15 protein-coding genes are annotated in these 13,614 nt (G+C 63.7%); 12 read left to right on the top strand and 3 right to left on the bottom strand.

Annotated features, from left to right (window positions below):
• Positions 1-62: 62 nt before the first annotated feature.
• Both Amn_RS12090 and hemB read right to left on the bottom strand, forming a co-directional pair.
• Positions 63-533, bottom strand: coding sequence for an RDD family protein (locus Amn_RS12090; RefSeq protein ID WP_154385584.1), 471 nt, complete (start codon positions 531-533; stop codon positions 63-65).
• Positions 534-649: 116 nt separating this feature from the next.
• Positions 650-1,681 (bottom strand): porphobilinogen synthase, encoded by a 1,032-nt coding sequence (gene hemB / locus Amn_RS12095; RefSeq protein WP_154385583.1) that lies wholly within the window; start codon positions 1,679-1,681, stop codon positions 650-652.
• Between the two features lie 143 nt (positions 1,682-1,824).
• On the opposite strand from hemB, the gene Amn_RS12100 reads away from it, so the two are divergent.
• From Amn_RS12100 to Amn_RS12115, 4 genes are all read left to right on the top strand, one after another.
• On the top strand, positions 1,825-2,862 hold the full coding sequence (locus tag Amn_RS12100) for an enoyl-CoA hydratase/isomerase family protein (protein ID WP_286298031.1): 1,038 nt from the start codon (positions 1,825-1,827) through the stop codon (positions 2,860-2,862).
• 26 nt (positions 2,863-2,888) lie between these two features.
• Complete coding sequence (locus Amn_RS12105) at positions 2,889-3,281, top strand: DUF6163 family protein (RefSeq protein ID WP_154385617.1); 393 nt, start codon at positions 2,889-2,891, stop codon at positions 3,279-3,281.
• A 318-nt stretch (positions 3,282-3,599) separates the two neighbouring features.
• Positions 3,600-4,115, top strand: a complete 516-nt coding sequence (gene ldtR / locus Amn_RS12110) for a transcriptional regulator LdtR (protein WP_154385581.1) — start codon at positions 3,600-3,602, stop codon at positions 4,113-4,115.
• 313 nt (positions 4,116-4,428) lie between these two features.
• Positions 4,429-5,682, top strand: coding sequence for a L,D-transpeptidase family protein (locus Amn_RS12115; protein WP_286297289.1), 1,254 nt, complete (start codon positions 4,429-4,431; stop codon positions 5,680-5,682).
• On the opposite strand, the gene Amn_RS12120 is transcribed toward Amn_RS12115, so the two are convergent.
• Positions 5,666-6,265, bottom strand: a complete 600-nt coding sequence (locus tag Amn_RS12120; protein WP_286297290.1) for a hypothetical protein — start codon at positions 6,263-6,265, stop codon at positions 5,666-5,668. The genes Amn_RS12115 and Amn_RS12120 overlap by 17 nt on opposite strands.
• Positions 6,266-6,503: 238 nt before the next feature.
• On the opposite strand from Amn_RS12120, the gene glyA reads away from it, so the two are divergent.
• The 8 genes from glyA (at position 6,504) to osmF (ending at position 13,508) form a co-directional block, all read left to right on the top strand.
• The gene (glyA, locus tag Amn_RS12125) at positions 6,504-7,805 is read left to right on the top strand and encodes a serine hydroxymethyltransferase (RefSeq protein ID WP_067962994.1); all 1,302 of its coding nucleotides are present in this window, start codon (positions 6,504-6,506) and stop codon (positions 7,803-7,805) included.
• A 126-nt stretch (positions 7,806-7,931) separates the two neighbouring features.
• Positions 7,932-8,396, top strand: coding sequence for a transcriptional regulator NrdR (nrdR, locus tag Amn_RS12130; RefSeq protein WP_067962991.1), 465 nt, complete (start codon positions 7,932-7,934; stop codon positions 8,394-8,396).
• 12 nt (positions 8,397-8,408) lie between these two features.
• Complete coding sequence (ribD, locus tag Amn_RS12135; protein WP_286298033.1) at positions 8,409-9,524, top strand: bifunctional diaminohydroxyphosphoribosylaminopyrimidine deaminase/5-amino-6-(5-phosphoribosylamino)uracil reductase RibD; 1,116 nt, start codon at positions 8,409-8,411, stop codon at positions 9,522-9,524.
• Positions 9,524-10,141: a riboflavin synthase gene (locus tag Amn_RS12140; RefSeq protein WP_067962983.1), complete on the top strand. Its 618-nt coding sequence runs from the start codon at positions 9,524-9,526 to the stop codon at positions 10,139-10,141. Before ribD ends, Amn_RS12140 begins: the two co-directional genes overlap by 1 nt.
• Before the next feature lie 127 nt (positions 10,142-10,268).
• On the top strand, positions 10,269-10,733 hold the full coding sequence (gene ribH, locus Amn_RS12145; RefSeq protein WP_067962980.1) for a 6,7-dimethyl-8-ribityllumazine synthase: 465 nt from the start codon (positions 10,269-10,271) through the stop codon (positions 10,731-10,733).
• An 89-nt stretch (positions 10,734-10,822) separates the two neighbouring features.
• Complete coding sequence (nusB, locus tag Amn_RS12150) at positions 10,823-11,230, top strand: transcription antitermination factor NusB (protein WP_331461944.1); 408 nt, start codon at positions 10,823-10,825, stop codon at positions 11,228-11,230.
• On the top strand, positions 11,227-12,429 hold the full coding sequence (locus Amn_RS12155; RefSeq protein WP_286297296.1) for an MFS transporter: 1,203 nt from the start codon (positions 11,227-11,229) through the stop codon (positions 12,427-12,429). The genes nusB and Amn_RS12155 overlap by 4 nt, the downstream gene beginning before the upstream one ends.
• A 170-nt stretch (positions 12,430-12,599) precedes the next feature.
• Complete coding sequence (osmF, locus tag Amn_RS12160; RefSeq protein ID WP_286297298.1) at positions 12,600-13,508, top strand: glycine betaine ABC transporter substrate-binding protein OsmF; 909 nt, start codon at positions 12,600-12,602, stop codon at positions 13,506-13,508.
• Positions 13,509-13,614: the final 106 nt, after the last annotated feature.

Below are 13,614 nucleotides of genomic sequence, written 5' to 3' on the forward strand. Positions count from 1 at the left end.
GGCCCAATCTTTGCCTTCACATTTTGGCGCAAGTGCCGGTTTTGACTCGCCGAATGGCCATTTTAGCTGTCGCTGCGGCTGACCACCGTGCCGAGCAGCAGGTCATGCAGCGTGCGCTTGCGGTCGGAAAACAGCGACACCAGGAGCACCAGCGGCGTCAGAACGACATTGCCGGCCCAGAACAGCACCGAGTGAACCACCGCCAGAAGGCCGTCGATCGGCCTGCCGTCGAGGCGGTCGAGCCGGATGCCCATCATGCGCATGCCTGTGGTGGCCTGGTTCGGGCCGCCGAGCGTCATCCAGATGTAGATGAGGGCCACAGCCGGAAACAGGATGCCGAACAGCGCCCAGCCGAGGCCGAGCGTCAGCACGCCAAGAAAGAAGATGACGATGGCAAAGGGGATCATCAGGAGACCGACGATCAGATAGTCGACCAGGAACGCCAGGATGCGGCGGGTGCGCACGCCGTCATAGGCGCGGCTGTCGTCGAGCCTGCTGTTGATGATTTCACCGTCCAGAACGCGTGCGGTCATGACTTCCTCTATCGGCGGACGAGATTGCCCGCGCCGGAAAACAAATGGGAATTGCCGCGCCGGATTCAAGAATCCCGGCGCGCGAGGGCAGAAATCCTGTCGGGGAAGCTCTCGCCTCAGCCCTTCAGCATCTCGGCCACTTCGGGCGCGAAATAGGTCAGGATGCCGTCGCAGCCGGCGCGCTTGAAGGCGAGCAGGCTTTCGAGCATCGCCTTTTCGCCGTCGATCCAGCCATTGGCGCTGGCTGCCTTGATCATCGAATATTCGCCCGACACCTGATAGGCGAAGGTCGGCACGCGGAACTCGTCCTTCAGCCGGCGGATGATGTCGAGATAAGGCAGGCCGGGCTTGACCATCAGCATGTCGGCGCCCTCGGCGAGGTCCTGCTCGGCCTCGCGCACCGCTTCGTCCGAATTGGCGTGGTCGATGTAGTAGGTCTTCTTGTCGCCCTTGAGCAGGCCCTGCGTGCCGATCGCCTCGCGATAGGGGCCATAGAAGGCAGACGCGAACTTGGTCGCATAGGACATGATCGCTACATCATGGAAACCGTTGTCGTCGAGCGCGTCGCGGATGGCGCCGATGCGGCCGTCCATCATGTCGGAAGGGGCGATGATGTCGGAGCCGGCCGCGGCCTGCAGCACGGCGGCGGCTGCCACCTGGGCGACAGTTTCGTCATTGACGATGATGCCGTCGCGCAGGATGCCGTCATGGCCGTGGCTGGTGAACGGGTCGAGCGCGACGTCGGTGATGATGCCGATCTCCGGCACCGCTGCCTTGATGGCGCGGGTGGCGCGGTTGATGATGTTGTCGGGCTCCAATATGTGCGCGCCGGTCTGGTCGCGCAGCTCCATCTCGACATTGGGGAAGGTGGCGAGTGCCGGAATGCCGAGCTTTGCCGCGCGCTCCGCTTCCTTGACGGCGAGATCGACCGACATGCGATAGACACCGGGCATGGCCGGGATCGTTTCCTTGCGATTCTCACCGTCGATGATGAAGATCGGCCAGATCAGGTCGTCGACCGTCAGGCGGTTTTCCTGGACGAGCCGGCGCGACCAGTCGGCCTTGCGCATGCGGCGCAGGCGGCGGCTGCCGGTGATCTCGTCGACGCTGCGGGCGCCCGCTGGCTTGGCTGGGGTAAACTTGTTCATCGGCATTCTCCGGCAATTGTGCAGTTTTTAGCATGCCGGTTTGCCCAAGACCAAGATGCAGGATGTGACCTGCGGCATTGACGCACCCATGCGCTGCCCATTAGCTCTGCACACTCAGCCTGATGTGAGGGATTCCAGTGGACATGGACTTTGGCGGCGACGACGAAATCCGCTTCGAGCACTCCGGAGCCGCCGGCATCGTCACCCTGACGCGGCCGCAGGCGCTGAACGCGCTGACCCACAAGATGGTCCTGGCGCTGTCGCGCGCGCTCACCGCCTGGCAAGTCGACCCCAGCGTGGCCATCGTCGTGGTCAAGGCCGAGGGCAGGGCATTTTGCGCCGGGGGGGACATTCTGCACGTCTATCACGCCGGTCTCGCCGGCAATCCGCCGGTCGACTTCTTCGCCGACGAATATCGGCTCAACACCCGGATCCAGAGCTATCCCAAGCCTTACATTTCCTTCATCGACGGCATCGTCATGGGCGGCGGGGTCGGCATCTCCTGTCACGGCTCGCACCGGGTGATGACCGAAAATGCGCAGTTCGCCATGCCCGAAGTCGGCATCGGCTTCTTCCCCGACGTCGGCGGCAGCCATCTTCTGCCCGACCTCGGCGGCCATTTCGGCATGTATCTGGCGCTGACCGGCAACAGGATCCGCTACGGCGACGCGCTGTGGTCGGGGCTGGCGACGCACACGATCTCGGCCGACGGCCAGATCGGGCTCTTGGAGCGGCTGTGCGAGACCGGCGACACGGAGGCGGTGCTGCGCAACTTCTTCCGGCCGGCCAAGCGCGAGACCGAGCGCGAGACGCTGGAAGCGATTGCCCGTCATTTCTCCGCGCCCACGCTGTCCGACGTCATCGCCAGCCTGGAGACGGATTCGAGCGAGTTCGCCAAAAAGACGCTCGCCACCATCCTGCAGCGTTCGCCCACCAGCCTGTCGGTCGCCTTCCGGCAGGTCAGGGCCGGCCTGACCATGTCGATGAAGGACTGCATGCGGATGGAGTTCCGCATCCTCAACCGCATGCTCGCCGGCCGCGACTTCTATGAAGGCATCCGCGCGGTGCTCATCGACAAGGGCTCGACGCCGCAATGGCATCCGGCCCGGCTCGAGGATGTCGACCCGCTCGACATCGACCGTTATTTCGAAACGCTCGGCGACCGGGAACTTGCCCTGTGACCGACAGTGCAAGCCGCCTGCGCGAGATGCATCCGTCGGCGATAGAAAGCGCCTTCGCCCTGTTCCTGCGTGTGGTGGCCGGCTACTGCCTGCTGTTCGGCATCCTCTACTGGGTGCGCCTGATCGGTCTCTATGACGGCCCGCTCTGGCGTTTCGACCTGATGCCGATCCACTGGCAGGTCGCGGCGGTGACGCTGTCGGTGTTTTTCCCCTTTGCCGCCATCGGCCTGTGGATGCTGTCATCCTGGGGGCCGGTCATCTGGTTCATCTGCGCTGCGACCGAAGTCGTGATGTATGCCGGTTTCCCCGAACTGTTCGGCAACAGGCCGCTGATCGTCGTCTCCCACGTCGCGGTGGCATTGATCTACGCGGCCTTCCGCGTTGTCCTGCACCTGAAAAGGCGCCGCGCCGCGCATTAGGGCGTTTCCGCTTTCCTTCGGACCGCGGACGATCTCCGTCATTTTTTGTTTCGCGCAACTCCGGGCGGAATGCCGCCTCACGGCTTTCCTGGAATTGCTCCGGCCAACGCTTTCAGTGCGTTGGCCGACACTCCGTAAAATACAAGGTTAATTATTCTTACTCGAAGTGGGTTTCGTTAACCCTCTTTCGAAACCTGTCCTCGGTAAGCCCTTGTTAAGCCTGACGTTTAAGTCGAATTTTATGGGTATTCGATAAGTTCGCGATCAAGGTGACATCAAACAAAAAAGTCACCAGGCGAAAACAGAGAGGCAAAGACAATGATCAATTCGCGTCAGGCGGCCAAGCCCGCCATGGTTTCCGAGGACCGTAACGAAGCGATCCGTTCGCTTTACATGGAATCCCTGCAGCTTGTTGAAAGACTTCATCGTCGTCTTCTTGACGTTATCAAGGATGAGTTCGATCGCAACGGCCGCAGCGACATCAATGCGATCCAGGCTCTGCTGCTCTTCAACATCGGCAATGCGGAACTGACCGCCGGCGAATTGCGCTCACGCGGCTACTATCTCGGCTCGAACGTCTCCTACAATCTCAAGAAGCTTGTCGAGCTCGGCTTCATCAATCACCAGCGCTCGCGCATCGACCGTCGCTCGGTCCGTGTCAGCCTGACGCCGAAGGGCCAGGACGTGGCCGAGGTCGTTGCCGGCCTCTATGACCGCCATGTCGGTTCGATCGAGCATGTCGGCGGTATCAACACCGACGAGTTCAAGCAGATGAACCGCGCCCTGCAGCGCCTCGACCGCTTCTGGAACGACACCATCGCTTACCGCATGTAAGCGTTTCCACCCAAAAGGAACGACCTCCAGTCGCAGGGCCGGTTGCAGAAATGCACCGGTCCTTCCTTTTTTAGCGCGCCGACATCCAATGGAAGGTGCGCCAGCCATGTTGCCGCCATATTCGAATGACTATCGGAAAAGCTGTGATGTGCCAGATCTGCCTGTTCGGCCGTCAGCAACCCGTGCGATGAAGTCGCGTTTCACGTGTCGGTGATGCCGGGTTATGGTTGGCTAATTGTTAAGTATGGCCGTCATATCGTCGTCGCGGGAGTTTTCCTGCCGGTTGTGTTGCGCGAATATGTCTGGAACGTCCATGAAAACTAGCCGCCGTTTCTTTCTCTCCGGTGCCGGCGCGATCGCCATGGCAGCCTTGTCGGGGGCAGCCAGTGCCCAGGACGTGATCGGCGAAGTTCTCGGCTCGTCGCGCCGCGGCAACTGGGACGACCAGTTCGATGCCCGCGTCAGCCAGGGCGCCAAGGTCGCCAGCACGCTGCCGGTGTTCACCGCGCAGACGGCAGCCTTTACCCAGCAGGCGATTGCCCAGTATCAGAACATCGTCGCCCAGGGCGGCTGGCCGGTCGTTCCGGCGACCAAGAATCTCCGCCTCGGCGTCGAGGATCCCGATGTCCAGGTGTTGCGCAAGCGCCTGATGATTTCGGGCGACCTGTCGCCGCGCGCCGGCCTTTCCGATTCGTTCGACACCTATGTCGATGCCGCCCTCAAGCGCTTCCAGGCACGCCACGGCCTGCCTGACGATGGCGTCATGGGCCAGTACACCTATGCGGCGATGAACATCAGCGCCCAGATCCGCCTCGGCCAGCTCGAGACCAATCTCGGCCGCATCCAGGCCCAGGCCGGCACGCTCGGCCAGCGCTATGTCAATGTCAACATTCCGGCCGCCCAGGTCGAAGCGGTCGAGAACGACCGCGTCGTGCTGCGCCACACCGCAATCGTCGGCAAGGTCGACCGCCAGTCGCCGATCGTCAATTCGAAGATCAACGAGATCATCGTCAATCCATATTGGAATGCCCCGGTGTCGATCGTCCGCAAGGACATCATCCCGCTGATGCGCAAGAACCCGAACTATCTGACCGACAACAAGATCCGCCTGTTTGCGCCGGACGGCAGCGAGGTCGATCCGATGAATGTCGACTGGTCGACCGAAGAGGCAGCGAAGTACCGCTTCCGCCAGGATCCGGGCGCCAACAACGCCATGGCGTCGGTGAAGATCAACTTCCCGAGCCCGGATGGCGTCTACATGCACGATACGCCGCAGCAGAGCCTGTTCGGCAAGCTGATGCGCTTCGATTCCTCGGGCTGCGTCCGCGTCCAGAACGTGCGCGACCTCGTCACCTGGATCCTGCGCGACACGCCGGGCTGGAGCCGCTCGCATTTCGAGCAGGCCATCAAGTCGGGCGAAAACACCCCGGTCCCCGTCACCAACCCGGTGCCGGTCTATTTCACCTACGTCTCGGCATGGTCGACCGGCGATGGTGTCGTGCAGTTCCGCGACGACATCTATGGCCGCGACGGCGTCGACGAGCTGCAGATCACCTCGGCTCTCTGACCGGGCCGCAGCGACCTTTCGAAAGGCCGTCCCTCGGGGCGGCCTTTTTCGTATCGGTGCCGACATTGGCGAATGGATGCTGCTGCTCGTCCGCCGAGAAGAAGTGCACTTCCATCAGCACCGGCCCATCCGGACCCCGGAAGAACAACAGCTCGGCGTTTGACGCTGTCCTGAACTCTTTGACAATTTCGGATGCGTCGTTGCGATCGAACTCCTGAAACTTGACGCCAAGAGAGTCCAGCAAGGTCCGGGCATCGGCAAGCGCAAGCCCGGGCTGGACGCGGCCCAGCTCCACCTTGATCCCGCGTGCGAGGCGGATGCGTGTCTTCTTGGGTGACGGTTCGCCTTCCGGCGTGTCCCAAAGTTCCACCCAGAACCTGGTCACGACAACCTGGTTGTCGCGTGCCTGAAGATTGATCTCGAAGTCAGCGTAACCAAGCTGGCACGAGAAGAAGCTTTCGTTCGCAAAGTCCCAGCGATCGGGTGTTCCGAGGAAGTACCCGATTTTCCCCAGCGTGCTGTCAGGCCAGAGCGGGCTTTGCTGCTCGCCGCGCCGCATCAATTCGAGCGACATCTTTTGCATGGCGGCATACTGCTTGGGGGGCCTTGCAGGTCAAGCTCATCGCAAGGCGGTGCCGGCGTTATCCCGCGCTATCGCTCCGTGGACCCGCCCCTTTTTCGGTCGCAGTGGCCGTTTGGTCCAAATGCGACCACGAAATTTCGCACCGCACGTGGCGACGCTGGGGCAAGTATGTTAATGGCCGCCGAACTTCCCCGATGCCCCTCCGGACCAGTCCCCGGAACAGCAAGGATCAGAACCGATGGCCGCTTCGAAACACCTCGAAACCTTCTTTGGAACCCCGCTCGAGGAGGCTGATCCCGAGATCTTCGGCTCGATCCGCAACGAGCTCGGTCGCCAGCGCCACGAGATCGAGCTGATCGCCTCGGAAAACATTGTTTCCCGCGCCGTGCTCGAGGCCCAGGGCTCGATCATGACAAACAAATATGCCGAGGGTTATCCCGGCAAGCGCTATTATGGCGGCTGCCAGTTCGTCGACGTCGCCGAAGAGCTCGCCATCGAGCGCGCCAAGAAGCTGTTCGACTGCAAGTTCGCCAACGTCCAGCCGAACTCCGGCAGCCAGATGAACCAGGCGGTGTTCCTGGCGCTGCTGCAGCCGGGCGACACCTTCATGGGCCTCGACCTGAATTCGGGCGGTCACCTGACCCACGGCTCGCCGGTCAACATGTCCGGCAAGTGGTTCAAGGTCGTCTCCTATGGCGTGCGCAAGGACGACAACCTGCTCGACATGGACGAGGTCGCGCGCCTTGCCCGCGAGAACAAGCCGAAGCTGATCCTCGCCGGCGGCACCGCCTATTCCCGCATCTGGGACTGGAAGCGCTTCCGCGAGATCGCCGATGAAGTCGGCGCCTATCTGATGGTCGACATGGCCCACATCGCCGGTCTCGTCGCCGGCGGCGTGCATCCGTCGCCGCTGCCGCACGCCCATGTCGTCACCACCACCACGCACAAGTCGCTGCGCGGTCCGCGCGGCGGCATGATCCTGACCAATGACGAGGACATCGCCAAGAAGATGAACTCGGCCGTGTTCCCCGGCCTGCAGGGCGGCCCGCTGATGCATGTCATCGCCGCCAAGGCCGTTGCCTTCGGCGAAGCGCTGAAGCCCGAGTTCAAGACCTATGCCGCCAATGTCGTTGCCAACGCCAAGGCGCTGGCCGCAAGCCTCAAGGACACCGGCCTCGACATCGTTTCGGGCGGCACCGACAACCATCTGATGCTGGTCGACCTGCGCCCCAAGAACGCCACCGGCAAGCGCGCCGAGGCAGCTTTGGGCCGCGCCAACATCACCTGCAACAAGAACGGCATTCCCTTCGACCCGGAAAAGCCCTTCGTCACCTCGGGCGTGCGTCTCGGCACCCCGGCAGGCACCACGCGTGGCTTCGGCGAAGCCGAGTTCCGCGAGATCGGCCAGCTGATCACCGAAGTGCTGGACGGCCTCAAGGTCGCCAATTCGGACGAGGGCAACGCTGCCGTCGAAGCGGCGGTCAAGCAGAAGGTCGTCAGCCTGACCGAGCGCTTCCCGCTCTATCCCTATCTCGGCTGATCCGGGGCCATAAGGGCCTTCCACATTTCGAAGCCCCGTGCCGGTCATCCCGGCATGGGGCTTCTGCTTTTCCGGACGATGCATTAAGCCTTTTCCGGTCGGGGATTCGAATGACAAGGCTGAACGATGCGCTGCCCATATTGCCAGTCTGAAGACACGCAGGTGAAGGACTCGCGTCCGGCCGAGGATGGTGCCGCGATCCGTCGCCGGCGCATCTGCCCGGTCTGCGGCGGCCGCTTCACCACCTTCGAGCGGGTCCAGCTGCGCGACCTCGTCGTGCTCAAGAAGACCGGCCGCAAGGTGCCGTTCGACCGCGACAAGCTGGCTCGCTCGGTCGAGATCGCGGTGCGCAAGCGCAATGTCGATCCCGAGCGCATCGAGCGCGCCGTGACCGGCATCGTCCGCCAGCTCGAAAGCTCCGGCGAAACCGAGATTCCATCGGGCGAGATCGGTCGCCTGGTGATGGAGGCGCTGAAGACGCTCGACGACGTCGCCTATGTCAGGTTTGCATCCGTCTACCGCAATTTCCGCGAGGCCAAGGACTTCCATGAGGTGCTGGGCGAACTGAAGGGCGACGAGGAAGCCAGCTGAACGATGGTCGATATGAGTGCATCCGGGCAAGACAGGACAGACCGCCGTTTCATGGCAGCCGCAATCAGGCTGTCGCGCAAGCATCTCGGACTGACATCGACAAATCCTGCGGTCGGCACGCTCATCGTCCGTGATGACGGCAATGGGCCCGTCATCGTCGGTCGCGGCGTCACCGCCATTGGCGGGCGGCCGCATGCGGAAGCCGAAGCGCTCGCCGAAGCGGGCGAGCTGGCGCGCGGCGCCACCGCCTATGTCACGCTCGAGCCCTGTGCCCACCACGGCCGCACGCCGCCTTGCGCCAATGCGCTGGTTACTTCAGGCATAAGCCGTGTCGTCGGCGCCGCCAGCGATCCCGACCCGCGTGTTTCCGGCAAGGGCTACGCGATCCTTCGCTCAGCCGGCATCGAAGTCAAAGAGGGCGTTCTGGCCCGCGAGGCCGCCGACCAGCTCGCCGGTTACATGAATCGTTCGATGAGAAAGCGCCCGGAAGTGATTCTGAAGCTTGCGCTTTCCGCCGATGGCATGATCGGCCGCCGCGGCGAGGGGCAGATCGGCATAACAGGCGAGATCGCCCGCCGCCAGGTCCATGTCATGCGCGCCGAATGCGAAGCCATCCTGATCGGCATCGGCACCGCCATCGCAGACGACCCCGAGCTCACCGTGCGCCTGCCCGGGCTGCGCAGCCGTTCGCCGGCCCGCATCGTGCTCGACCGGCTCATCCGACTGCCCGCGACTTCGAAACTGGCGCGCTCGGCCTCCGACGTTCCGGTCATCGTCGCCGCCTGTTCCGAGAGCCACGCCGCTAACAGGGCGGAGCTGGAACGCGCCGGGGTGAAGTTCCTGGCCACCGAGACCTATGATGGCCGCGTCGCCCTTCCGGAGCTGCTCGAGGACCTCGGCAACCAGGGCATGTCGCGCATCATCGTCGAAGGCGGCGCTGACACCGCGCGTGCCTTCCTCGACGAGGGGCTGGTCGACCGTATCGCACTGTTCTACGGCCCCGAGGCCATCGGCGCCGACGGTATTGCGGCCCCCATTGGCCGCGACCATATACCGGCAGAGTTCACGCTCGTGCGCGAGGCGCGCTACGGCGAGGACAGCTTCGCCGAATGGATAAGGGAAATCTGATGTTTACCGGGATCGTCACCGACGTGGCCACAGTCGCGTCCGCAGCCCAGCTCGACCAGGGCGTGCGCCTGCGCATCGACACCGCCTATGATCCGAAGACCATCGACATCGGTGCCTCGATTGCCTGCTCCGGCGTCTGCCTGACCGTGGTGGCGCTGCCCGAGGCAACCTCGAACGCCCGCTGGTTCGAGGTCGAGGCCTGGGAAGAGGCGCTGCGACTGACCACGGCGAGCGACTGGAAGGCCGGCAGCAGGATCAATCTCGAGCGGGCGCTGAAGATCGGCGACGAGCTCGGCGGCCACATCGTCTCGGGCCATGTCGACGGCATGGCCGAGATCATCGCCCGCGAGGACGAGGGCGAAGCGGTGCGCTTCCGCCTCGAGGCGCCGCGCGAGCTGGCCAGGTTCATCGCACCCAAGGGCTCGGTTGCGCTCGACGGAACGTCGCTGACCGTCAACAAGGTCGAGGCCACCCGCTTCGACGTGCTGCTGATCCATCATTCGTTGCAGGTGACGACCTGGGGCGAGCGCAAGGTCGGCGACCGGGTCAATCTCGAGATCGACACCATGGCGCGTTATGCCGCGCGCCTGGCCGAGGCGGCAAGGGAAGGGCTCTGACGCCGGGCGCTGACGCCGGACACTGGCGCCGCTCGCTGGACAGCGGTTTCCTGCCACAGGCCTTAACACTTCGCTTGCGAACTCATCCGGTTCGGCCTAAGTCAGCCGCTCCTGCCGGAGATTTTACATGGCCAACGACAAGAAACTGAAGCTCCTCATCGTCGAGGCGCGCTTCTACGACGACCTTTCGGACGCGCTGCTGGACGGCGCCAAGGCCGCACTCGATGCCGCCGGCGCAGGCTATGACGTGATCACGGTTCCCGGCGCGCTTGAAATCCCGGCCGTAATCTCGTTCGCGCTCGATGCGGCCGACGACGAAGGCACCCATTATGACGGTTATGTCGCCCTCGGCACCGTCATCCGCGGCGAGACCTATCATTTCGACATCGTCGCCAACGAATCCTGCCGCGCCATCATGGATCTGTCGGTCGGCGAGTCGATTGCCATCGGCAACGGCATTCTGACGGTCGAAAACGACGACCAGGCCTGGGCGCGTGCCCGCCGCACCGAAGGCGACAAGGGTGGCTTTGCCGCGCGCGCGGCCCTGACTATGATCGCCGTGCGCGAAAAACTCGGAGCAGCCCGCTCGTGACGTCTTCCGAAGATAACGGCCAGCCGCCAGTCCGCCACGCCAACAAGCGCGGCGCTGCCCGTCTGGCCGCCGTCCAAGCGCTCTACCAGATGGACGTGGCCGGCAGCGGCCTGCTCGAAATCACCGCCGAATACGAGGCGTTCCGCCTCGGCAAGGAAGTCGACGGCGCGCTCTACCGCGAGGCCGACGCCCAGTGGTTCCGCGCTATCCTTGCCGGCGTCGTCGAAAATCAGAAGGTCGTCGATCCTGTCATCCGCCAGTCGCTGACCGAGGACTGGCCGCTGTCGCGTCTCGACTCGACATTGCGCGCCATCCTGCGCGCCGGCGTCTATGAATTGATGAAGCGCCAGGACGTGCCGGTGGCGGTGATCGTGTCGGAATATGTCGACATCGCCAAGGCATTCTACATCGAAGACGAGCCCAAGCTCGTCAACGCCGTACTGGATCGTGTCTCGCGCAAGCTGCGCGGCGAAGGCAAGGGCAAGGACGCATTATGACCGGTGGCGAACGCGAAGCGCGGCGAACTGCCTATATTCTCGCCGCATCGCAAGCCATCATCGGTTCCGCCGCCCCGATCTCCTTCGCCATCGGCGGTCTCGCCGGCTACTATCTGCTCGACGCCGACAAGTCGCTGGCGACCCTTCCCATCACCGGCTTCAGCCTGGGTCTGGCGATCGGCGCCTTGCCGGCGGCGGTCATCATCCGCAGGCTCGGCCAGCGCAGCGGCTTCATGTTCGGCACCGCCGTCACCGCCATCGGCGGCGCGGTCGCCACGCTCGCGCTGTTCCGTGCCGAGTTCTGGCTCTTCGTCTTCGGCCTCGTGCTGCTTGGCGCCGGCGGTGCCTTCGTCCAGCAATTCCGCTTCGCCGCCGCCGACAATGCGCCGCCCCAGTTCAAGGCCAATGCGATCTCCTTCGTGCTCGCTGGCGGCATCATCACCGCCATCATCGGGCCGCAGATCGTCATATTCACGCGCGAGCTGTTCGCGCCCGTGATGTTTGCCGGCTCCTTCGCCTCGATCATCGGCCTGGCCGCCGTCGGCGCCATCATCCTGTCCTTCCTCAGGGTCAAGGAACCGGTTCACGATCACCAGGCGGCTTCGGAGGCCGGCGCGCGGCCGCTGAAGGAGATCGTCACCGAACCACGTTTCGCCGCTGCACTCACCTGCGCCGTCGGCAGCTACACGCTGATGAGCTTCGTGATGACCGGCGCGCCCTTGGCCATGGTCGGCTGCGGTTTCTCGCCTGACGAGGCGACGCTGGGCATTTCCTGGCACGTCATGGCGATGTTCGGTCCCAGCTTCTTCACCGGCCGCGTCATCCAGCGTTTCGGCGCCGAGCGTGTCGTTGCCTTTGGCCTTCTGCTGCTGATCGCCTGCGCCATCGTCGCCCTGTCGGGCATCGCACTGTGGCAGTTCTGGACGGCTCTGATCCTGCTCGGTCTCGGCTGGAATTTCGGTTTCATCGGTGCAACGGCCATCGTCTCGACGGCCTATCGCCCGTCCGAGAAGAGCAAGGTCCAGGGTTTCCACGACTTCGTCCTGTTCGGCGCCGTTGCCTTCGCCTCGCTGATGTCGGGCGCGGTCTACAACGCCTATGGCTGGGACACGCTCAACTGGATCGTCTTCCCGGTCAGCGCCATCTGTCTCGCGGCGCTGGCCACGCTGTCCCTGGCGCAGCGCCGGCAGCCCACCTGACAGGCTGCTCCTGACAAGACGTTGTCGGGAGGAGGTCCTCCCGATTTTCTTTGATACTCAGAAAAATATTGCGCTGCCCCTGCGCATTGTGAAACCGTATGCCCCGACGAAAGCTGGGTCGCCATGCTCATATGCGGCCACCGAAATCCTGAAGTGAGAAGGGGCCTTTCATGTACAAGAAATCCATCGCGGCTGCGGCCATCGTGCTCGGCCTCGCCACGGGTGCCGCGAGCGCCCAGGTGGTGGTGTCTTCCAAGATCGACACCGAAGGCGGCGTGCTCGGCAACATCATCAAGGCAGTGCTCGACGCCAACAACATCGCCACCACCGACCGCATCCAGCTCGGGGCGACGCCCGTCGTGCGCAAGGCGATCACCGCAGGCGAGATCGACATCTATCCCGAATACACCGGCAATGCCGGCTTCTTCTTCGAAAAGGCCGACGATCCGCTGTGGAAGGATGCCGCCAAGGGGTTCGAGACCGCCAAGAAGCTCGACTATGACGCCAACAAGATCGTCTGGCTGTCGCCGTCGCCCGCCAACAACACCTGGGCGATCGCGCTGCGCAAGGACGTGGCCGAGGCCAACAAGCTCGCCACGCTCAGCGACTTCGGCAAATATGTCGCCGGCGGCGGCACCGTCGTGCTGGCCGCGTCGTCCGAATTCGTCAATTCGGCAGCAGCCCTCCCGGCCTTCCAGACCACCTATGGCTTCACCCTCAAGCCCGAACAGCTGATCACGCTCTCCGGCGGTGATACTGCCGCCACGATCGGTGCGGCCGCCAACCAGACCAACGGCGCCAATGCCGCCATGGTCTATGGCACCGACGGCGGCATCGCGCCGTCCGGCCTCGTCGTGCTCGACGACGACAAGGGGGTGCAGCCGGTCTACCAGCCGGCGCCGATCATCCGAGAGGCCGTGCTGAAGGAGCATCCGGAGATCGAAACGCTGCTCAAGCCGGTGTTCGAGAAGCTCGATCTGGTCACGCTGCAGGAGCTCAACGGCCGCGTCCAGGTCGGCGGTGAGCCGGCCAAGGCCGTCGCCGAAGATTTCCTGAAGAAGAACGGCTTTCTGAAGTAAGCTCTTCCGGCGCGTGCTCGCTTACGGCGCCGCGCGTCCTTTTCGGACGCACGGCACTGCAAGACAGGAACTCCGTGAATGATCCCGTGCGACAATCGCCATCGAT

The sequence above is a fragment of the Aminobacter sp. Y103A genome (genome assembly GCF_030294925.1).
Classification (GTDB): Bacteria; Pseudomonadota; Alphaproteobacteria; order Rhizobiales; family Rhizobiaceae; genus Aminobacter; species Aminobacter ciceronei.